The following is a 19,744-nucleotide window of genomic DNA, read 5'->3' on the forward strand; positions in this document are numbered from 1 at the left end:
AGGTTGGTTGTCCCCCGGCATCAACCTGAAGGCTGACGGCGCCTCGTCCCCGAGGGTGTGAAGCTTGTCGCACGCGGTTGGGACGGCTCCGGGAGCGTGTCACGCTTTGAGACGCCCCTGCTCCACGACCCGGGGACCTCACCGAGGCCTCGAGGGAAGGACGGTCGACGACGATGTCTGCTGCCACCGCGAACGGGCCGGAAGAAACGGCCCCCTACGGCACCGGATCCGCCGCTCCCGCGGCACCGGCTCCGGGCCGGAAGGTCCGCGTCCACCACCTGCGCGAGCTCAAGGAACGCGGCGAGCCGTGGCCCATGCTCACCGCGTACGACATGTACACCGCCGCGCTGTTCGACGAGGCCGGGATCCCCGTGCTGCTCGTCGGCGACTCCGCGGCCAACAACGTCTTCGGTTACGACACGTCGCTGCCGGTGACGGTCGACGAGCTGCTGCCGCTGGTCCGGGCGGTCACCGGCGCGGTCAAGAAGGCCCTCGTGGTCGCCGACCTGCCGTTCGGCTCGTACCAGCTTTCGCCGGAGCAAGCGCTGGCGACGTCGGTCCGGTTCATGAAGGAGGGCCGCGCGCACGCCGTGAAGCTCGAAGGCGGGCGGCGGTTCGCCACGCATGTCGAGGCCCTGACGTCGGCGGGCGTGCCGGTGATGGGTCACATCGGGTTCACCCCGCAGAGTGAACACAACCTCGGCGGCTACCGGGTGCAGGGGCGCGGCGAAGCGGCGGAAGCGCTGCTCGCCGACGCGCTGGCGCTGCAGGAGGCCGGGGCGTTCGCGGTGGTGATGGAGATGGTGCCCGCCGAGGCCGCGAAGCGCGTCACGGCGGAGCTGAAGATCCCGACGGTCGGCATCGGCGCGGGCCCGGACTGCGACGCGCAGGTGCTCGTCTGGCAGGACATGGCCGGGCTGCGCCGCGGGAAGGCACCGCGGTTCGTCAAGCGCTACGCCGACGTCGCGACGGTGCTGCAGAACGCGGCGACGGCGTTCGCGGAGGACGTCCGGCGCGGCGAGTTCCCGGCGCCGGAACACGCTTTCCACGACTAACCCCGCCCCCTGAACCGCTCGGCGAGTGCCGGGTCGTTCTCCCACCAGAGCCCCGACGTCGATGCGGCGCCCGAAGCGGCTTCTTCGTCCAACTGGACGTCGATCTGCTTCGCGCGCCGCTCGTCGTCGCGGGCCCAGCGGACGAACAGCGCCACCACGAACGGCAGGCCGGCGACGTCACCGCCGATCCACAGCACGCCCGCGCCGATGATCTGGTCGGTGCGGGGGTCGGGACCGTGCCCCGGGTGCGCGGCCGCGTAGTGCGCGGGCGCGAGCAGCGGGCCGAGCCACAGCACCAGGCCGAGCGCGCCGTCGAAGATCACCTCGGTGAACGCGATCCACACCGACACCAGGTGCGGGTCGCGGCGCGGGGTCGGGTCGAGCCCGAGCCGTGTCCAGAAGTACGTGAAGCCGGACAGGACGAGTGCGAGCCGGACCAGGCCGTCGGCGACCGGCGAGCGCAACGTGAGGTCGTAGAGCGGGGTCAGGTAGAGCACCAGCACCGGTACGACCAGGGTGAGCGTGACGACCGGCGGGAACGTCAGCGCGCGGGCCACCTCGCCGCGGCCGTGCCGCCGCAGCCAGACGGCCGGGCGCGCGTCCAGCAGGAGCCGGATCGGGGCGCCCAGGGCGAGGAGCAGCGGCGTGATCATCAGCAACGTCGTGGTCTGGACCGCGCGGACCCAGAAGTACGTCGTGTCGTAGACCGCCAGCGGTGAGCACGTGACGGCCAGGATCGTCGCCAGGCCGGTGAGGAACGCGGCGGTGCGGCCCGGCGGCCAGCCGCGACCGCGGGCCGCGCGGACGTAGAGCGTGCCCAGAACCAGCACGCACAGGATCGCCGGGGCGTCGAGTGTCATCTCAGACCGCGAAGAAAATCAGGCTGCCGATTCCGGCGACCACGCAGTAAATGGCGAAGGGGGTCAGAGTACGCGTTTCGAAGTAACCGGTGAGGAACCGGACAGAAATGTACGAAGCGACCCCGGCGACGACGCTGCCGACGAGCGCCGGCCCGAGTGAGGCGTGGTTCTCCGGGGCGAACAGCGTCGGCATCTTCAGCACGCCCGCGGCGAGGATGACCGGGGTGGCGAGCAGGAACGCGAAGCGCGCGGCGTCTTCGTGACCGAGCCCGCGGCGCAGGCCGGCGACCATCGTGATGCCCGAGCGGCTGATGCCCGGCAGCAGCGCGAAGATCTGCGCCGCGCCGATCAGGACGGCCTCGCCGATGCCCAGCTTCGCCAGCCGGACGTCGGTCCGCTCGTCGACCGAGACGGCCCGCATCACGAGGGTTTCCTCGGCGGAGAAGTCCACTGTGTCCGCTTCTTCGACGGGCTTCTTCCGGGAGAACTTCTCGGCGGCGTAGAGGACCCCGCCGTTGAGCGCGAGGAAGATCGCGGCCGGGACCGGCTTGCCGAGGTGGTCGCGCAGCAGGCCTTCGAACAGCAGGCCGGCCAGCCCGACCGGGATCGTGGCGAGCACCAGCAGCCACGCGAGCCGCTGGTCCGGGGTGCGGACCTCGCGGTGGCGGATCGACGTCCACAGGCCGCCGATGATCCGCACCCAGTCCTTCCGGAAGAACAGCACGAGCGCCAGCGCGGTGGCGACGTGCATCGCGACGAGCACCGCGAGGTACGGCGAATCCTTGCCGATGCTCAGGTCCCGCTGCCATTGGCCGCCGAGCCAGGCGGGCAGCAGGATGCTGTGGCCGAGACTGGACACCGGAAACAATTCCGACACCCCTTGCAAGGCGCCGACGACAATCGCCTCGACATAGGTCACCGCGGACATTCCGAGCCTTTCCGTGCCACTTTTCGAAGCTCCGACACCGGAACGTACCGGCCCATTCGTTAACCACGGGCAAGGGGCACGGCCACGCTCAGCGTCCTCTCAGCGCGTGTTCACGTATATGAACTTCAATCATGTCCTTGACTGACGTTCGGACCTTGGCTTAGCGTTTAGCCCGTCGCCGCCACGACGAAGATTCGAACCCTCGACGAGGAGGACGGGAATGCGTGTGCGGACCACCGGCCGACGTGACCACACCGACGGCGTCGTCCCTCCTCGCTCGGACGTCAGCGCAGGCGGCTGACCCACGGACGGGAGCCCGCTCAGCCCGGCGGCGGGGGCGGGCTCCCACCTTCTTGGCCGTCGTCCCGGCACCCGGCGGCGGGGCGTCGGGGCGACGGCCAGGACCCTCCGGCAGAGTGTCGGGCATGGACGAGCTCTACCCGCCGATTTCCCCACGCGCCGAAGGGTTCCTGGACACCGGCGACGGGCACCGGATCCGGTGCCAGGAGGCGGGGAACCCGGCCGGGAAGCCGGTCGTGGTCCTGCACGGCGGGCCCGGCAGCGGGATCGCGCCGATGGCGCGGCGGCACTTCGACCCCGCGGCCTACCGGATCATCCTGTTCGACCAGCGCGGATCGGGGCAGTCGACCCCGGACGCCGGCGACCTCACGGCCAACACCCTGTGGCACCTGGTCTCGGACATGGAGGCCCTGCGCGAGCGGCTCGGCATCGAACGCTGGCAGCTCTTCGGCGGTTCCTGGGGCGCGACCCTCGCGCTCGCCTACGCCCAGACGCACCCTTCCCGCGTCAGCGAAATCATCCTGCGCGGCGTCTTCACCGTGCGGCAGAGCGAACTGGACTGGATCTACCGGGGCGGCGCCGCGAACATGTTCCCCCGCGAGTGGGAGGCGTTCCTGGCGCCGATCCCGGCTTCGCTGCGCGATGACCCGCTGGCGGCGTACGGCGAGCTTCTGGCCGACCCGGACGAGGAGGTCCGGCACCGGGCCGCGGTCGCGTGGAGCACCTGGGAGGGCGCGACGGTTTCCGTGCAGCCGCAGGAGGCTTTCCTCCGCCAGTACGCGGAACCGGCGTTCGCATGGGCGTTCGCGCGGCTCGCGGTCCACTACTTCCGCCACGGCGCGTGGCTCGAGGACGGGCAGCTGATCCGCGACGCGGGCAAGCTCGCCGGCATCCCGGGCGTGATCGTGCAGGGCCGGTTCGACACGGTGTGCCCGCCGACCACGGCGTACGAGCTGCACCGGGCGTGGCCGGGGTCGGAGCTGAAGCTGCTGGAAGGCGCCGGGCACGCGGTGACGGACCCGGGCGTGCTGGCCGCCCTGCGCGCGGCGACGGACTCATTCCGCCAGTAGCACCGCGAACACCTTCTCGAGCTTCTTCACGACGACCGTTTCGTCGGCGCGGGCGAGCGCGGTGCTGCCGATGAGCGTGCGCATCACCCAGAAACCGGCGATCACCGCGAGTGCCAGCGCCGGCCCTTCGGTGTTCTCCGTCGCCGGGAGGACGTCGGTGAGGTGCTTCTCGACGTGCCGCTCGATGCCCGCGCGCAGGATCTCCGCGGCACGCGGGTTGGGCGCCGAGCGCAGCATCAGCAGGAACGGGTCGAGCTGCCCGGCGTCCGGGGCGGTCCGGCGCACCAGGGCGGCCGCGATGTCCGCGGCGAGCGTCGCGGGGTCGTCGGTGAGCACGGTCCGCTCGGCCATCGCCGCCTCGACGACCTCGGCGAAGAGGCCTTCCTTCGAGCCGAAGTAGCGGTTGACGAGCATCGCGGTGACGCCGGCGGACTCGGCGATCTCGCGCACGCCGACGGCGTCGTACCCGGCCCGGGTGAAGGCTTCGAGTGCCGAGGTCAGGATCGCTTCCCTGGTCGCGGCGGCGTTGCGGGGTCTCATGTATACGAGTGTAGACTTATCGTAAGTCTACAGGTGTATACCTCTTGGGAAGGTGTTTCATGGACCTCGAAATCGCTGGTAAACGGGCTCTTGTCACCGGCTCCAGCGCGGGCCTCGGTTCCGCGATCGCCCGGCTCTTGGCCGCCGAAGGCGCTTCGGTGGTGGTGCACGGCCGGGACGAGTCCCGCGCTTCGCGGGTCGCCGCGTCGATCGGCGCGGCGGGCGTCGCGATCGGCGACTTGTCGACCGACGCGGGCGCCGACGCGGTGGCTTCGGCGGCGGGCGAGGTCGACATCCTGGTGAACAACGCCGGCTCGTACGACCACCTGTCGTGGACCGAAGCGACCCCGGAGGTGTGGGCGTCGACGTACGAGGCGAACGTCGTGTCGGCGGTCCGGATGATCCATAGGTTCGTCCCGGGCATGCGTTCGCGCGGCTGGGGCCGGGTGATCCAGCTCGGCGGCGGCCTGGCGATCCAGCCGATGGCGACGCAGCCGCACTACACGGCAACGCTGGCGGCGCGGCACAACCTGGCGGTGTCGCTGGCCCGGGAGCTGGCGGGGACGGGCGTGACGTCGAACGTGGTGTCCCCGGGGGCGATCCTGGTGGATTCGGTGCGATCGTTGCTGACGTCGATCGCGCCGTCGCAGGGATGGGGCGATTCGTGGGAGGAGATCGAGTCGGGGGCGGCCAGGGATCTGGTCCCGAACGACGTGGGCCGGTTGGGCCGCCCGGAGGAGATCGCGGCGGCGGTGGGGTATCTGGTGAGCCCGGCGGCGGCGTACGTCAGCGGCGCGACGATCCGGGTCGACGGTGGCACGATCCGGTCAGTGCACTGACCTTGGCCGGTACGGGCCGACGGGTGCGGACGACCGGCGTTTTCCGGCTATGGTCGGCCCTCCACGGCTTCGGGGAGGAACCAAGAGCCTCGGCCTGACGAACAAGTACGTCGGCGGACACGACTTCAACGACCGCATCAGATCGTTCCAGTACTACCCGGGCGGCTACTGCACCCTGCCGTGACTCAGAGCCGGCCGCCCGACGCCGTGTCGCCGGACAGCTTCTGGGCCAGGTACACCGGGACCGTCGACACCACGATCAGCACTGCCGCGACGACGTTGACGATCGGGGCCTGGTTCGGGCGGAACAGGTTGTTGTAGATCCAGATCGGCAGCGTCTCCATGCCCGTGCCCAGGGTGAACGTCGTCACGATGATCTCGTCGAACGACAGCGCGAACGCCAGCAGCCCGCCCGCCAGCAGCGCCGAACGCAGCATCGGGAACGTCACCAGCCGGAACGTCGTGAATCCCGTCGCACCGAGGTCCATCGACGCCTCCTCGAGGTTTCCGCCCATCCGCCGCAACCGCGCGACGACGTTGTTGAACACCACCACGATGCAGAACGTCGCGTGCGCGATGATCGCCGTCAGCAGGCCCAGGTCGATGCCCAAGATCGTCCGGAACGCGTTGTTCAGCGCGATGCCCGTCACGATCCCCGGCAGCGCGATCGGCAGGATGATGAGCAGCGACACGGGGTTCCGGCCGAAGAACCGGTAGCGCTGCAACGCGAACGCCGCCATCGTGCCCAGCAGCAACGCGATCGCCGTCGCCGCCAGGCCCGCCTGGACGCTCGTCCACAGCGCGTCCAACGCACCTTCGTTCGACGCCGCCCGGCTCCACCACTCCAGCGTGAACCGGGACGGCGGCCAGCCGAACGTCGTGTCCGCGTTGAACGAGTTGAGCAGCACCACCAGCAACGGGAAGTAGATCACCGCCAGGCCCAGGCCCAGCGCCGTCCACAACAGCGCCCGAGACGTCCGCACCGAGACTCCTAGAGGTTGTCCAGCGCGCCGGTGCGGCGCACCGCGGCCAGGTACACGAGCATGATCACGACCGGCACCGTCGCCACCGTCGCCGCGAACGGCAGGTTGTTCGCCGCGCCGATGTTGTCGTAGACGACGTTGCCGAGCATCTGGGACGTGCCGCCGACGATCTTCACCGCGATGTAGTCGCCCAGCGACAGCGAGAACGTGAAGATCGAGCCCGCCACGATCGCCGGGAACGTCAGCGGCAGGATCACCGAGCGGAACGTCCTCAGCGAGCGGGCCCCGAGGTCACCGGAGGCGTCCACCAGCGAGTCCGGCAGCCGGTCGAGACCCGCGTAGATCGGCAGGATCATGTACGGCAGCCACAGGTACGACAGCGTGATGATCGTCGCCGTGACGCCGTAACCCGGCGAAAGCCAGCTCAGGGCACCGTTCCCGGACAGCATCGTGCGCCACGCGTACGCCTTCACCAGGTAGCTCGCCCACAACGGCGTCATCACCGCGATCACCAGGATCCGCTGCGCGCGCGGCGACGCCAGCTTGGCCATCGCGAACGCCATCGGGAACGCGATGACGGCGTCGATCACCGTCACCAGCGCCGCGATCCCGACCGTGCGGAAGGTGATCGTGCGGTAGACCGCGTCGCTGAACAACGTCGTGAAGTTGTCCAGCGACCACTCGATCACGACCTGGCCCGTGAACGCGTCCGTGTGCCAGAACGCCGTGACGAACAGCGCCGCGAGCGCGCCCAGGTAGGCCAGGCCGAGCCAGAGCAGCGGGGCCGAGAGCAGGAAACCCAGGCGCAGCTTGGGCTTCCGGTAGAAGAAGGCCGACAAGGCGGTCATGTCAGCCCTTGATCTCGGTCCACGCCTTGGTCCACTCGCCGTAGTCCTTGCACTTGACGTCCGTGCGGCCGTCGAGGCACTGCGGGATCGGCGTGGTCCAGTAGGCGATCTTCGACGCGTACGCCGAGTCGTTGGCGTGGTAGGTGTCGCAGAGCGTCTTGTCCGTCATCTCCGCGCACGCCTTCGAGTTCGCCGGCGCCTCGCCGAAGTACTCGGCGACCTGGGCGTTGACCTTCGGGCTGATGATGTAGTCGAGCCACTTGTACGCGCACGTCTTGTGCGCCGACTTCGCCGCGACCATCCAGGTGTCCGACCACCCGGTCGCGCCTTCGCTCGGCACGGACGCCTCCAGCGGCGCGCCCTCGCCCTTGGTCAGGTTGACCGTGACCTGCCAGGCGGTGCCGACGACGGCGTCGGCGTTCTTCAGCGCCTGCGACTCCTTGAGGTAGTCCGACCAGTACTCGCTCACCAGCGGACGCTGCTGCTTGAGCAGGTTCACCGCGGCGGTGAACTGCTTGTCGTCGAGGGCGTACGGGTTCTTGATGCCCAGGTCCGGCTGGTGCGTCATCAGGTACAGCGCGGCGTCGGCGATGTAGATCGGCGAGTCGTACGCGATCACCTTGCCCTTGTAGGGCGAGTTCGCGTCGAACATGACCGACCACGACGTCGGTGCGGGCGTCACCTTGTCGGTGCGCCAGGTCAGCAGGTTCGCGCCCCAGCCGTGCGGGATTCCGTAGGAGACGCCGCCGACGCTGTTCCACGACTTGTCCTTGAGGAACGGCTGGACGTTGGCGTAGTTCGGCACGAGCGCGGTGTTCACCGGCTCGGCGTCCCCGGAGGCGACCAGCCGCAGCGACGCGTCGCCCGAGGCGGACACGACGTCGTACTGCCCGGTCTTCATCAGTGTCACGGCCTCGTCGGACGTGCCGAACGGCTTGACGTTCACCTTGCAGCCGGTCTGCTGCTCGAACGGTGTGACCCAGTTGACCTTCGGGTCGTTGGAGCCGTTCTCGGCGTACCCGGGCCAGGCCAGCACGTTCAGCTGCCCCTCCGGCTGGCCGAGCGCCTTCAGCGCCTCCAGCTTCGGCGGGGTGAAGCCCTGCGCGCCGGGCGGCGCGGCGGAGTTCGAACCCGACGTGCCACATGCAGCCAACAGCAGGCTTGCGCCGAGGAGCCCGGCCAGCCGCGTCTTCCTGTTCTTCATGGCAAACCCTTCACTGACCGGGAACCTGGAAACTGTGTTCGTGGCGCCAGCTGAGCCGGACCCGGCCCTCCGCCAGGGCGCCGTCGATGTTCTGCCGCACGACCGAAAGCTGTCCCCCGGCGTCGAGCGCGACGGTGCAGCGCACGGTCGCGCCGGCGTAGACGACGTCGGTGACCGTGCCGGTCGCGCTGGTGTCCCCCGCGGCGGCGGGCTCGGACAGCTCGCCGTCGATGCGGATCTTCTCCGGCCGGATGCTGAACAGCCCCGGCCGGCCGATCACGGACTCGGCGCCGCGCCCGCCCAGCAGGTTCGACGTGCCGACGAACCCGGCGACGAACGCGCTGGCGGGGCGTTCGTAGACCTCTTCGGGCGGGCCGACCTGCTCGATCTTGCCGTCGTTGAACACCGCGATCCGGTCGCTCATGGTGAGCGCTTCGTCCTGGTCGTGGGTGACGAAGACGAAGGTGATGCCGACGTCGCGCTGGATCTGCTTGAGCTCGAGCTGCATCGCCTGCCGCAGCTTGAGGTCGAGCGCGCCGAGCGGTTCGTCGAGCAGCAGCACCTTGGGCCGGTTGACCAGCGCGCGGGCGAGCGCGACGCGCTGACGTTGCCCGCCGGACAGCTGCGCGGGCTTGCGCGAGCCGTAGTCGTCCAGCCGCACGGTCTTCAGCGCTTCGAGCGCCCGCTCCCGGCGTTGCTGCTTCGGGACGCGCTTGACGCGCAGGCCGTATTCGACGTTCTGCTGCACGGACATGTGCGGGAACAGCGCGTAGTCCTGGAACACCGTGTTGACGTCGCGTTCGAACGGCGCCAGGTTGCTGACGTCGCGGCCGTCGAGCTCGATCGTGCCCTCGGTGGGCAGCTCGAAGCCGGCGATCATGCGCAGCACGGTCGTCTTGCCGGAGCCGGACGGCCCGAGCATCGAGAAGAACTCGCCGGGCGGGATGTCGAGGTCGACGCCGTCGACCGCGTGGACGTCACCGAAGTGCTTGCGCAGCCCGGAAAGCCGGATCGCGGGCCCCTCGGTCTCGTTCGGCGGCGCGGCGTCCTCCCGCGTCTCGGTGGGTGCTTGGTTGGGCATCGCCAGCCTCACAGTGCGCTCATGACGTGCTTGACGCGGGTGTAGTCCTCCAGGCCGTACAGCGAGAGGTCCTTGCCGTAGCCGGACTTCTTGAAGCCGCCGTGGGGCATCTCGGCGACCAGGGGGATGTGGGTGTTGATCCAGACGCAGCCGAAGTCGAGCTTCGCGGCCAGGCGCATCGCGCGTTGGTGGTCACGCGTCCAGACCGACGACGCGAGGGCGTACTGGACGCCGTTCGCGGCCTTCAGGGCTTCGGCCTCGTCGGAGAACCGCTGCACGGTGATGACCGGTCCGAAGATCTCGTTCTGGCTCATCTCGTCGTCCTGCTTGAGCCCGGAGACGACGGTGGCCTCGTAGAAGTAGCCCTCGTCGCCGGCGCGGTGGCCTCCACAGTGGACGGTCGCGTGCTCCGGCAGCCGCTCGATGAAGCCCGAGACCTTCTCCAGCTGGGCCGCGTTGTTGAGCGGGCCGTACGCGACGTCTTCGTCGTCCGGCTTGCCGGTCTTGGTCCCTTCGGCCTGCCGGGCGAGCGCCGCGACGAAGGTGTCGTGGACCTCGTCGGCGACCAGCACGCGGGTGGCGGCGGTGCAGTCCTGGCCCGCGTTGAAGTACCCCGCGACGGCGATCGCTTCGGCGGCGGCTTCGAGGTCGGCGTCGCCGAAGACGATGACCGGCGCCTTGCCGCCCAACTCCAGGTGCACGCGCTTGACGTCGTTCGCCGCACTGCGCGCGACCTCGATGCCGGCCCGGACCGAGCCGGTGATCGACACCATCGCCGGGATGTCGTGCTCGACCAGCGCGCGGCCGGTGTCGCGGTCGCCGCAGACGACGTTGAACACGCCCGGCGGCAGGAACTCCCCCGCGATCTCGGCCAGCAGCAGCGACGACGCGGGTGTCGTGTCGGACGGCTTCAGCACGATCGTGTTGCCCGCGGCGAGGGCGGGCGCGATCTTCCAGATGGCCATCAGCAGCGGGTAGTTCCACGGCGTGACCTGCGCGCAGACGCCGACGGGCTCGCGGCGGACGAACGACGTGTGGCCTTCCATGTACTCGCCCGCGGCCCGGCCTTCGAGCACGCGCGCGGCCCCAGCGAAGAAGCGGACCTGGTCGAGGACCATCGGCATCTCTTCGGCCAGGGTGAGCGCGATCGGCTTGCCGGTGTTCGCGGACTCGACGCGGACGACCTCGTCGGCACGGGCTTCGAGCGCGTCGGCGATCTTGAGCAGCGCGAGCTGGCGCTGGGCCGGCGTCGTCGCGCGCCAGGTCTCGAACGCGGTCGCGGCGACCTGGAGCGCGTTGTCGACGTCGTCGGGCCCGGCGATCGGCGCGGTGCAGTAGGCGCGCCCGGTGACCGGGTCGACGATCTCCGCCGTCCGGCCGGACTTGGACTCGACGTACGCGCCGCCGACGTAGTGCTTCAGCTCCTGCACGGTCACTCCTAGCTCCGATCGAGGCTAAAACATATAAGTCCATATGTAATAGGACAAGAGGATCAGGCAAGATTGGTGCGAACGAGTACGGCGGGCGAAGGGGCACGATGGGCAAGGGCATGTCGCACAGCGCGCGGTCCGCCATGTTCGCGCCGCTCGGCCAGGTCGGCCGGGCGGAAGCGGTGGCGGCGCGGCTGGTCGACGCCATCACGCTCGGCCTGCTCGCCGACGAGGAACAGCTGCCCAGCGAAGCCGACCTGGCCGCGCAGTTCGGCGTCTCGACCGTGACAGTCCGGGAAGCGCTCGTGGCGGTGCGGCAGCAGGGACTGGTCGAGACGCGGCGCGGGCGCAGCGGCGGGAGCTTCGTCCGGGCGCCGGCCAACCCGCCCCCGGACGAGTGGCGCGCGCGGCTGCGCGAAGTGTCCCTGTCGGATCTGCGCGACGTCGGCGACCACTACCTGGCGATCGCCGGAGCCGCCGCGAAGCTCGCCGCCGAGCGCAGCTCACCCGAGGACGTCGCCCGGCTGCGGCTGGCGACCGACGACCTCCGCACGGCGCACGGCATCGACTTCACGCGGGCGGAGCGGCAGTTCCACCTGGAGGTCGCGGCGGCCGCGCAGTCACCGCGGCTGACACACGAGGAACTGCAGCTGCAGAGCGAACGCGGCGGGCTGCTGTGGCTGCCGCTGGGGGCCCACCCGCACGAAGAGCACGCGGCGATCACCGCGGCGATCGCGTCCGCGGACGGCGAACTGGCCCGCAAACTCACCGAAGAGCACATCCTCGGAGCGCTCGACCGGCTCGCGGACGTGCACCTCGACCTGCTGGCCCCCTAAACTCTGCCGATGGTGACTGATCCGACCACAGTCACGGCCGAAGACTTCGCGGCGACAGTCGCGTATTGCGCGAGGGCGGCCTGCTTTTGGCCGGATTAGTCACGCCGCCGTACTCCCGCGCATCGAGGTGAGCACTGTGAACGACACCCGCACGCTGACCGGCGACGAGGTCGTCGAGCAGGTCTCGGCGTTGGTGGAAGGGGTCTTCGAACGGCTGAAGCCCCTGCTGGCGGCGGCCGAGTCGGTGCTGGCGGACGCTGCTCCTGTCACAGAGGCACTGCGCCGGATCCGGCCGCAGGTCACCGAGGCGCTCGGCGGCCTGATCGTCGGCGCGGGGTTCGTCAGCGCACCCCACGTGCTGTCCGACTCGGAGTTCGGCTTCGAGTGGTGGACGGGCTCGGCCGCGGACCCGTCGCAGCTGTTCATCAGCCTGGACCCGGCCGCGGAGAACTTCCTGGACTACACGCGCCAGTCGTGGTTCACGGTCCCCCGCGACACCGGGCGCCGGCACATCAACGGCCCGTACGTGGACTACCTGTGCACCGACGAGTACACGCTGACGTTCACGATCCCGGTGGTCCGCGACGGTGCGTTCGCGGGCGTGGTCGGCGCGGACGTGTACGTGCGCGAGTTCGAGCGAGCGGTCCGGCCGCGGCTGCGGTCACTGGGCCGCGGGGCGGCGCTGCTGAACGCGCAGGGGCGGGTGATCGTGTCCAACAGCGTCCGGCAGCCGACGGGATCGCTGGTCCGGGAGGCCGACGTCCCGGCGTGGTGGTCGGCGGGCGCGACACCGGGCCCGGTCCTGCGCCGCTGCGGGGACTCACCGATCGTGCTCGTGAGTGAGAAACAGGGTTAGAACACTGTTTCTCACTCACGAGCCTGCAGCGCGACCCACAGCTCCGCGCGGACGCCGGGTGAGTCGAGGTCGCGGCCCAGCAGTTCCGCCACTTTGCGGATCCGGTTCCGCAGCGTGTGCCGGTGCACTCCCAGCCGCGCGGCCGCGACGTCCCAGTGACCGTGGTGCTCCAGCCAGCAGCGCAGGGACGTCTCCAGGTCGCCGCGGCCCGTCGTGTCGTGGGTGCGAAGCGGGGTGAGCAAGCCGCGCGCAAACGCTTGCGCCACCGTGGGTTCGATCAGCGACAGCAGGCCGCGACCCGTGTGTTCCGCCGCCGACACCAGGGTTTTGTCCTCCGCCAGTGCCGCTTGGGCGGCCAGCTCCGCCTGCTCCAAGCCGGCCGCGAAGTCCGTCGCGGACACCGGGCCCGCCAGTCCGCCGTGCAGGCCGCCGATCCGCACCGCCGCCTCCGCCGCCGGGTCGGCCGGGCCGATCGCGACCACCGCCGAGCCGCGCCGCGCGGCGAACACCGGCTCGCCCTCCAGCGCCGCGAGCAGCTTGCGCCGCGCGGCGGGCGTCCCGGCGAACACCAGCACCGACCACGGTGCGCGCGGCGGCTCACCGCCGGTCTCGGCCAGCACCCGCAGCGCCAGCTCGGCCTGGCCGCCGATCAGCAGCTCCAGCAACCCCGACCGCAGCGCCTGCCGCGCCGCCGCCTGCGCGCGATCCTGTTCCAGCGCCAGGGAAAGCACCGAGACCGCGGTGTTGACGATGTGCCTCCCCGCGGTGTCGAGCGACGCGCCGACGGCGAGCACCCGGCGCGCACTCGTGTCGAGGGTCTGCAGCACGACCTCCTGCCCGTCGAGTGCGACCACCCGCGTACCGACGCGAAGGCGCTCCAGCTCTTCGCGCAGCGAAGTGCCGTACGCACGGGCGCTCGCCGGAGCCGCTTCGGTGACGGTTGTCCGGTCGAAGAGCAGCACCCAGCCGTCGATGAGCTTCGCCAGCTTGCGCAGCACCCCCGCCGGGCCGCCCTTGCCGACCGCCGTGCGGGTCAGCTCCTGCTGGGCCTTGCCGATCCGGACCGTCGTCGCGTACTCGTCCGCCGCCACCGCCCGCGAAACAGCTCGCGTGATCGCGATGAACGGCGTCTCGCGCGGCACCTCCAGCACCGGCAGCCCCACCTCGGCCGCCGTCGACACCAGCGCGTGCGGAACGAAGTCGTGGCTGAGCCCGACGCCGAAGCCGAGCCCGGCCACGCCCGCCTCGACCAGGCGGCGCACGTAAGCCGGCGACGTCTCTTCGGCCAGCGCCAGCCCGGTCGTCAGCAGCAGCTCGCCGCCTTCGAGGAACGCCTGCGGGTCCGTCAGCTCCGTCGGGTGCACCCACCCGATCGGGCGGTCCAGGAGATCACCGCCGGTCAGCACCCGCAGCCCGAGCGGGCGGTCGGCGGCCAGTCCGGACAGCGTGAGTGCCATAACGGCCAATTCTACGCGCCTTCCTGTACGGAAAGGCCAGCTGACGGCCGCCCGGCGGCAGCTCATCCTGAGGACGTCCACCCGACCCGCGTCCGCAGGAGCACGCCGTGACCGCAAGCACCACCGCCGAGCCGCAGGCGCCGGCACCCCGGCAGCGCAGGCTGCGCACCGAGATCCCCGGCCCCGTCTCGCGCGAGCTGCAGGAGCGCCGCGCGAACGCCGTCGCCGCCGGGGTCAGCTCGGTGCTGCCGGTCTACGTCACCTCCGCCAGCGGCGGCCTGCTCACCGACGCCGACGGCAACGTCCTGATCGACTTCGGCTCCGGCATCGCCGTGACCAACGTCGGGCACTCCGCGCCGGCCGTCGTCGACCGCGTCCGCAAGCAGGCGTGCTGGTTCACCCACACCTGTTTCATGGTCACGCCGTACGAGGGGTACGTCGAGGTCTGCGAGGCGCTGGCCGAGCTGACGCCGGGCGACCACGCGAAGAAGTCGGTGCTGTTCAACTCCGGCGCCGAGGCCGTCGAGAACGCCGTGAAGATCGCCCGCACGGCGACCAGGCGCCAGGCCGTCGTCGTGTTCGACCACGCCTACCACGGCCGCACCAACCTCACCATGGGCATGACCGCGAAGTCGGTGCCCTACAAGCACGGCTTCGGCCCGTTCGCGCCCGAGGTCTACCGCGTGCCGGGTTCGTACCCGTACCGCGACGGCCTGTCCGGCCCCGAGGCGGCCGCGCTGGCCATCGACCGCATCGAGAAGCAGATCGGCGGCGACCAGACGGCCGCCGTCGTCCTGGAGCCGATCCAGGGCGAGGGCGGCTTCATCGAGCCCGCCCGCGGCTTCCTGCCCGCGATTTCCGCGTGGTGCCGCGAAAACGGCGTCGTGTTCGTCGCCGACGAGGTCCAGACGGGCTTCTGCCGCACCGGATCCTGGTTCGCCTCCACCGACGAGGACGTCGTCCCGGACCTGATCGCGACGGCCAAGGGCATCGCGGGCGGCCTCCCGCTCTCGGCGGTCACCGGCCGCGCCGAGCTCCTCGACGCCGTCGGCCCGGGCGGGCTCGGCGGCACGTACGGCGGCAACCCGATCGCCTGCGCCGCCGCGCTCGGCTCGATCGAGACGATGAAGACCGAAGACCTGGCCGCGTCGGCGAAGCGCATCGAAGGTGCTGTCCTGCCACGGTTGCGCGCGCTGGCTGCCGAAACCGGCGTCATCGGCGACGTCCGCGGGCGCGGCGCGATGCTGGCCGCGGAGTTCGTCAAGCCCGGCACGACCGAGCCCGACGCCGGCCTCACCAAGCGCGTCGCCGCGGCCTGCCACCAGGCCGGCGTGATCGTGCTGACCTGCGGCACCTACGGCAACGTCGTCCGGCTGCTGCCGCCGCTGTCCCTGTCCAACGACCTGCTCGACGAGGGCCTCTCGGTCCTCGAGCACGCTGTCCGCACGGAGGCTCGCGCATGACTTTCCCCTTCTGGGTCGCCGGAAAGCCGGTGACCGGCGGCTCGACGGCCGTCGTCCGCCACTCCTACGACGGTTCCGAGGCCGGGTCGCACTTCGTGCCTTCGGCCGAGGACGTCGAAGCCGCGGTGCAGGCCGCCCACGACGTCGCCGACGAGTTCGCGACGCTGCCCGCGCACGTCCGCGCCGGGGCGTTGGACCACGTGTCCCGGGCCTTGGGCGAGCGGTCCGAAGAGATCGCCCAGCTGATCACGGCCGAGTCCGGCAAGCCGCTGAAGTGGGCGCGCGGCGAGGTCGGGCGCGCGGTCTCGACGTTCCGCTGGGCCGCCGAGGAGGCGCGGCGCTTCTCGGGCGAGCTGCAACGGCTCGACACCGACCCGGGCGGCACCGGCCGGCTGGCGCTGGTCCGGCGCGTCCCGCGCGGGCCCGTCCTGGGCATCACGCCGTTCAACTTCCCGCTGAACCTGGTGGCGCACAAGGTCGCCCCGGCGATCGCGGTCGGCGCGCCGATCGTGCTCAAGCCCGCGCCGGCGACGCCGCTGACGGCGTTGCTGCTCGGCGAGATCCTGGCTGAGACCGACCTCCCGGCGGGGTCGTGGTCGATCCTGCCGGTGGACAACGAGACGTCGTCGCGGCTGGTCGAGGACCCGCGGCTGCCGGTGGTGTCGTTCACCGGCTCGGTCCCGGTCGGCTGGGCCATCCGCGACCGCGTGCCGCGCAAGCACGTGGCGCTGGAGCTGGGCGGCAACGGCGCGGTGCTCGTCTGTCCGGATTGGACGGACCTCGACTTCGCGGCGCAGCGGATCGCGACGTTCGCGATGTACCAGGCGGGCCAGTCGTGCATTTCGGTGCAGCGGGTGTACGTCCACTCGGACGTTTACGACGCTCTGGCCGAGAAGGTTCTGGCGCAGGTCCAGGCTTTGCGCACGGGCGACCCGCGCGCGGACGGCGTCGACGTCGGGCCGCTGATCAACGCGTCCGCGGCCGAGCGCGTGGAGTCGTGGGTCGCCGACGCGGTTTCGGCCGGCGGCACGCTGCTGACCGGCGGCGGCCGATCGGGTGCCACGGTCGAGCCGACGGTGCTGGCGAACGTCCCCGAAGACGCGTCGGTGATGGCCGAGGAGGTGTTCGGACCGGTGGTTTCGCTGGTCCGGGTGGCCTCGGTGGCCGAGGGCGTCGAGCGGATCAACGCGTCGCGCTTCGGGCTGCAGGCGGGCGTGTTCACGCGCGACCTCCCGACGGCGTTCGAGGTGTCGGCCAAGCTCCAGGTCGGCGGGGTGCTGGTGGGCGATGTCCCGAGCTTCCGCGCGGACCAGATGCCCTACGGCGGGGTCAAGGACTCCGGCGTGGGCCGCGAGGGCCCGGCGTCGGCGATGGCGGACTTCACCGAGGAGCGGGTCACGGTCCTGACGGGATTGACGCTGTAATCGTTCGCTCCCCGCCCGGCGCCGGCGTAGGTTCGGGGCCGGGTGAGGAGGGCGCATGACGCTGGCACGCAAGGGTTCACGGCTCATCACGGTCGAGGGCACGGACTACCGCTGGACGGTCCGCGCCAAGCCGACCTACTCGCAGGGGCTCGGCGCGACGATGACCTTCGCGGTCGAACTCGCCGAGCGGCCGGGCGCCACCCTGGTGGTCGACACCGGACGGCCGCGGCCGGACAACTGGCTGCACCTGGCGACCGAGCCGGTCCGGCCGGCCGAGGTCGCCCGCGGCGTTCGCGCCGCACTGGCCCGCGGGTTCGACTTCACGGCCCGGTAAGCGCCGCCGTCAGCGCGGCGTGCGCCTCGACGAGCGAAGGTCCGTACCACGTGAGGTGGCGGCCCGAGACCAGGACGTACCGCGCGTCCGGGAAGTGGTCCGGGCCGTCCTCCTCCGTGAACAGGTACGGCTCATCCGGCAGCACCAGCAGGTCCGCGTCCGCCGCGAAGTGCGCGCGCAGCTCGTCGACGTCCGGCCGCGGGTACCGCTCGGGCGACCCCGCGTAGACGTTCGCCACGCCGACGCGCCGCAGGACGTCGCCGCCGAACGTCTCGCGGCCCAGGACGATCCACGGCTTGCGCCACACCGGGACCACCGCGTGGAACCGCACCGGCCGGACCGCGCGCCAGACCTCCTCGGCCTCGACCAGCCAGTCCGGCTCCTCGAGCTCGTACGCCTGGGTCAGGATCCGCCGCAGCGACCCCAGCGCGGCCGGGACCGTCGCCGCCGCGGCCATCACCCAGACCGGGATCCCGTTGGCGCGCAGGCGTTCCACGTCCTCCGGGCGGTTCTCCTCCGAGTTGGCCAGCACGAGGTCCGGCGCCAGGTCCAGCACGTCGTCGATCTTCGGGTACTTCGAGCCACCCACGCGCGGGACGTCCAGCGCGGCCGGGTGCGTGCAGTAGTCCGTCGCCCCGGCGAGCCGGCCGGGCGCGCTGACCTCGACCGCTTCGGTCAGCGACGGCACCAGGGAAACCACACGGGAAGCCGGGCCGCTCAACGGCACCGGCTCGCCGAGATCGTCGACCCAGGTCATGCGCGTTCGAACGACACTTTCCGCTTCTCGACGTCGACCGCGGTCAGCCGGACCCCGATCCGCTCCCCCGCGGTCAGCTTCTCCCCCGCGCACTTCGCCATCACCGTCGGGTCCTCGACCAGGATCTCCGCCTTGTTCTCGTCCGCGCGCAGCACCACCGCGCTGAACTCGCCGCCGATGTGCTCGGCCAGCACCCACGCTTCGACCTGGTCGATGCACGCCCGCTCGACCTTCGCGGCGAGCGTGTCCGACGCCGTCATGCGCTCGGGGACGTCCGCGAGCGCCGCCCGCACCCAGGCCGGCACCTCGCGCCCGGCCGAGACCGCGAGGCAGATCTCCGTCGCGAACCGGTCGACCAGCCGCCGGATCGGCGCCGTCACGTGCGCGTACGCGCCGCCGATGCCCGCGTGCGTCGTCAACGCCGGCAGCTCGCCGTCGAACGCCGTGTACCCCGCGCCCCGCAGCAGGCGCGTCGTGTCGGCGTAGAGCGCCATCGACGCCGGCTGCCCGGGATCCAACCGGGACAGGAACTCCGAAACGGTCGTCTCCCGCGCCCAGGTGATGCCCAGCGCTTCGGCCGAGCGACGCAGCCAGTCGACGGCTTCGGGCTCCGGGTCGGGCAGCGTGCGCAGGACGCCGACCCGCGCGTCGATCATGATCCGGGCCGCGGCCATCCCGGTGAGCAGCGAGATCTCGGCGTTCCAGGCGTCGACGGCGGTGCGCGGCCGGCGGGCGAGCACCCAGCCGCCGTCCGGGTCGCCGCTGATCTCCTGCTCCGGCAGCTGCAGCTCGACGGCGCCACGGCGGACGGCCAGCTCGCGCCGTCGCCGTCCCAGCTCGGGCAACGCAGCCACCGAGGGGTGCGGGTTGCCGGCGTCGAGCGCGGCCTGCACCGTCTCGTAGTCGAACTGCTCGGTGGACCGAACCAGCGCGCGACGCACCCGCGTCGTCGTCAGCTCGCCCGCCTCGTCGGTCTCGATGGTCCAGAGCACCGCGGGCCGGATTTCGCCCGGCAGCAGGCTCGCCGCGCCTTCGGAGAGCACCGGCGGGTGCAGTGGGACGTTGCCGTCGGGCAGGTAAAGCGTCTGCCCGCGGGAGCGCGACTCGCGGTCGAGCGCGCCGCCGGGCGGGACGAACGCGGCCAGGTCGGCGATGGCGTAGTGCACGCGAAAGCCGTGCGCGGTCCGTTCGACGACCATCGCCTGGTCGAGGTCCTTGGAGCCCGGCGGATCGATGGTGACGAACGGCAGGTCCGTCGCGTCCTCGCGCGGGCCGGCGCTCGCCAGGGGATCGAGCACCGCGGCTTCCGCTTCGGCCAGCACCTCGGGCCCGAACGACTCCGGCAGCGAAAACTCGGCACGCAGGGGGCCGAAGTCCCCGCCCGCCGAGTGTGTCCTGATCACGAGGGGAGGCACCCCCCAACCCTAACCCTCGAAGAGCCCGATGATCGCCCGATCGGGCGCGGGCCGGTCGGGTGTA

Annotated in this window: 19 protein-coding genes; 8 read left to right on the top strand and 11 right to left on the bottom strand. The window is 71.2% G+C overall.

Annotated elements, in window-relative coordinates; all coding sequences use genetic code 11:
* Window positions 1–173 precede the first annotated feature (173 nt).
* Window positions 174–1,055, top strand: a complete 882-nt coding sequence (gene panB / locus ACZ7PG_RS11615; RefSeq protein WP_470239059.1) for a 3-methyl-2-oxobutanoate hydroxymethyltransferase — start codon at window positions 174–176, stop codon at window positions 1,053–1,055.
* Here the strand turns inward: panB and ACZ7PG_RS11620 are convergent.
* Window positions 1,052–1,915, bottom strand: a complete 864-nt coding sequence (locus ACZ7PG_RS11620; RefSeq protein ID WP_470239060.1) for a cytochrome c oxidase assembly protein — start codon at window positions 1,913–1,915, stop codon at window positions 1,052–1,054. The genes panB and ACZ7PG_RS11620 overlap by 4 nt on opposite strands.
* 1 nt (window position 1,916) lies before the next feature.
* Window positions 1,917–2,843, bottom strand: a complete 927-nt coding sequence (locus tag ACZ7PG_RS11625; RefSeq protein WP_470239061.1) for an undecaprenyl-diphosphate phosphatase — start codon at window positions 2,841–2,843, stop codon at window positions 1,917–1,919.
* A 425-nt stretch (window positions 2,844–3,268) separates the two neighbouring features.
* Here ACZ7PG_RS11625 and pip point away from each other — a divergent pair, with 425 nt between their 5' ends.
* Entirely contained in the window at window positions 3,269–4,213 is a 945-nt protein-coding gene (pip, locus tag ACZ7PG_RS11630; RefSeq protein WP_470239062.1) for a prolyl aminopeptidase, read from the top strand.
* On the opposite strand, the gene ACZ7PG_RS11635 is transcribed toward pip, so the two are convergent.
* Window positions 4,199–4,753 (bottom strand): TetR/AcrR family transcriptional regulator, encoded by a 555-nt coding sequence (locus ACZ7PG_RS11635; RefSeq protein WP_470239063.1) that lies wholly within the window; start codon window positions 4,751–4,753, stop codon window positions 4,199–4,201. The two genes, pip and ACZ7PG_RS11635, sit on opposite strands and share 15 nt — an antisense overlap.
* A gap of 59 nt (window positions 4,754–4,812) precedes the next feature.
* Between ACZ7PG_RS11635 and ACZ7PG_RS11640 the strand changes: the two genes are divergently transcribed.
* Window positions 4,813–5,592 (top strand): SDR family NAD(P)-dependent oxidoreductase, encoded by a 780-nt coding sequence (locus ACZ7PG_RS11640; protein WP_470239064.1) that lies wholly within the window; start codon window positions 4,813–4,815, stop codon window positions 5,590–5,592.
* A gap of 185 nt (window positions 5,593–5,777) precedes the next feature.
* On the opposite strand, the gene ACZ7PG_RS11645 is transcribed toward ACZ7PG_RS11640, so the two are convergent.
* The 5 genes from ACZ7PG_RS11645 to ACZ7PG_RS11665 are packed head-to-tail and all read right to left on the bottom strand — an operon-like array spanning window position 5,778 to window position 11,138.
* Entirely contained in the window at window positions 5,778–6,575 is a 798-nt protein-coding gene (locus ACZ7PG_RS11645) for an ABC transporter permease (protein WP_470239065.1), read from the bottom strand.
* Window positions 6,576–6,583: 8 nt separating this feature from the next.
* Window positions 6,584–7,423, bottom strand: coding sequence for an ABC transporter permease (locus ACZ7PG_RS11650; protein ID WP_470239066.1), 840 nt, complete (start codon window positions 7,421–7,423; stop codon window positions 6,584–6,586).
* 1 nt (window position 7,424) lies between these two features.
* Window positions 7,425–8,627 carry an ABC transporter substrate-binding protein gene (locus tag ACZ7PG_RS11655; protein WP_470239067.1) on the bottom strand — a complete coding sequence of 401 codons (1,203 nt, stop codon included), beginning with the start codon at window positions 8,625–8,627 and terminating at the stop codon, window positions 7,425–7,427.
* Window positions 8,628–8,637: 10 nt separating this feature from the next.
* Window positions 8,638–9,708: an ABC transporter ATP-binding protein gene (locus ACZ7PG_RS11660; RefSeq protein WP_470239068.1), complete on the bottom strand. Its 1,071-nt coding sequence runs from the start codon at window positions 9,706–9,708 to the stop codon at window positions 8,638–8,640.
* An 8-nt stretch (window positions 9,709–9,716) separates the two neighbouring features.
* Window positions 9,717–11,138 (bottom strand): gamma-aminobutyraldehyde dehydrogenase, encoded by a 1,422-nt coding sequence (locus tag ACZ7PG_RS11665; RefSeq protein WP_470239069.1) that lies wholly within the window; start codon window positions 11,136–11,138, stop codon window positions 9,717–9,719.
* A gap of 107 nt (window positions 11,139–11,245) precedes the next feature.
* On the opposite strand from ACZ7PG_RS11665, the gene ACZ7PG_RS11670 reads away from it, so the two are divergent.
* Together ACZ7PG_RS11670 and ACZ7PG_RS11675 are read left to right on the top strand one after the other, a co-directional pair.
* Window positions 11,246–11,974 carry a FadR/GntR family transcriptional regulator gene (locus ACZ7PG_RS11670; protein ID WP_470239070.1) on the top strand — a complete coding sequence of 243 codons (729 nt, stop codon included), beginning with the start codon at window positions 11,246–11,248 and terminating at the stop codon, window positions 11,972–11,974.
* A 136-nt stretch (window positions 11,975–12,110) separates the two neighbouring features.
* A complete protein-coding gene (locus tag ACZ7PG_RS11675; RefSeq protein ID WP_470239071.1) occupies window positions 12,111–12,830 on the top strand; it encodes a cache domain-containing protein in 720 nt (239 codons plus the stop codon).
* 11 nt (window positions 12,831–12,841) lie between these two features.
* Here ACZ7PG_RS11675 and ACZ7PG_RS11680 read toward each other — a convergent pair whose 3' ends face one another.
* Window positions 12,842–14,287 (bottom strand): PucR family transcriptional regulator, encoded by a 1,446-nt coding sequence (locus tag ACZ7PG_RS11680; RefSeq protein ID WP_470239072.1) that lies wholly within the window; start codon window positions 14,285–14,287, stop codon window positions 12,842–12,844.
* 107 nt (window positions 14,288–14,394) lie between these two features.
* Between ACZ7PG_RS11680 and gabT the strand changes: the two genes are divergently transcribed.
* Genes gabT through ACZ7PG_RS11695 form a run of 3 tightly spaced genes read left to right on the top strand, consistent with a single transcriptional unit; the run spans window position 14,395 to window position 17,508 of the window.
* A complete protein-coding gene (gene gabT, locus ACZ7PG_RS11685; RefSeq protein WP_470239073.1) occupies window positions 14,395–15,750 on the top strand; it encodes a 4-aminobutyrate--2-oxoglutarate transaminase in 1,356 nt (451 codons plus the stop codon).
* Window positions 15,747–17,174 (top strand): aldehyde dehydrogenase family protein, encoded by a 1,428-nt coding sequence (locus ACZ7PG_RS11690; RefSeq protein ID WP_470239074.1) that lies wholly within the window; start codon window positions 15,747–15,749, stop codon window positions 17,172–17,174. Before gabT ends, ACZ7PG_RS11690 begins: the two co-directional genes overlap by 4 nt.
* Window positions 17,175–17,229: 55 nt before the next feature.
* Window positions 17,230–17,508, top strand: a complete 279-nt coding sequence (locus tag ACZ7PG_RS11695; protein WP_470239075.1) for a hypothetical protein — start codon at window positions 17,230–17,232, stop codon at window positions 17,506–17,508.
* Here ACZ7PG_RS11695 and ACZ7PG_RS11700 read toward each other — a convergent pair.
* Both ACZ7PG_RS11700 and ACZ7PG_RS11705 read right to left on the bottom strand, forming a co-directional pair.
* Entirely contained in the window at window positions 17,495–18,265 is a 771-nt protein-coding gene (locus tag ACZ7PG_RS11700; RefSeq protein ID WP_470239076.1) for a helical backbone metal receptor, read from the bottom strand. The genes ACZ7PG_RS11695 and ACZ7PG_RS11700 overlap by 14 nt on opposite strands.
* A complete protein-coding gene (locus tag ACZ7PG_RS11705; protein ID WP_470239077.1) occupies window positions 18,262–19,668 on the bottom strand; it encodes an RNB domain-containing ribonuclease in 1,407 nt (468 codons plus the stop codon). The genes ACZ7PG_RS11700 and ACZ7PG_RS11705 overlap by 4 nt, the downstream gene beginning before the upstream one ends.
* Window positions 19,669–19,744 lie beyond the last annotated feature (76 nt).

Source organism: Amycolatopsis sp. NPDC114504 (assembly GCF_055633595.1).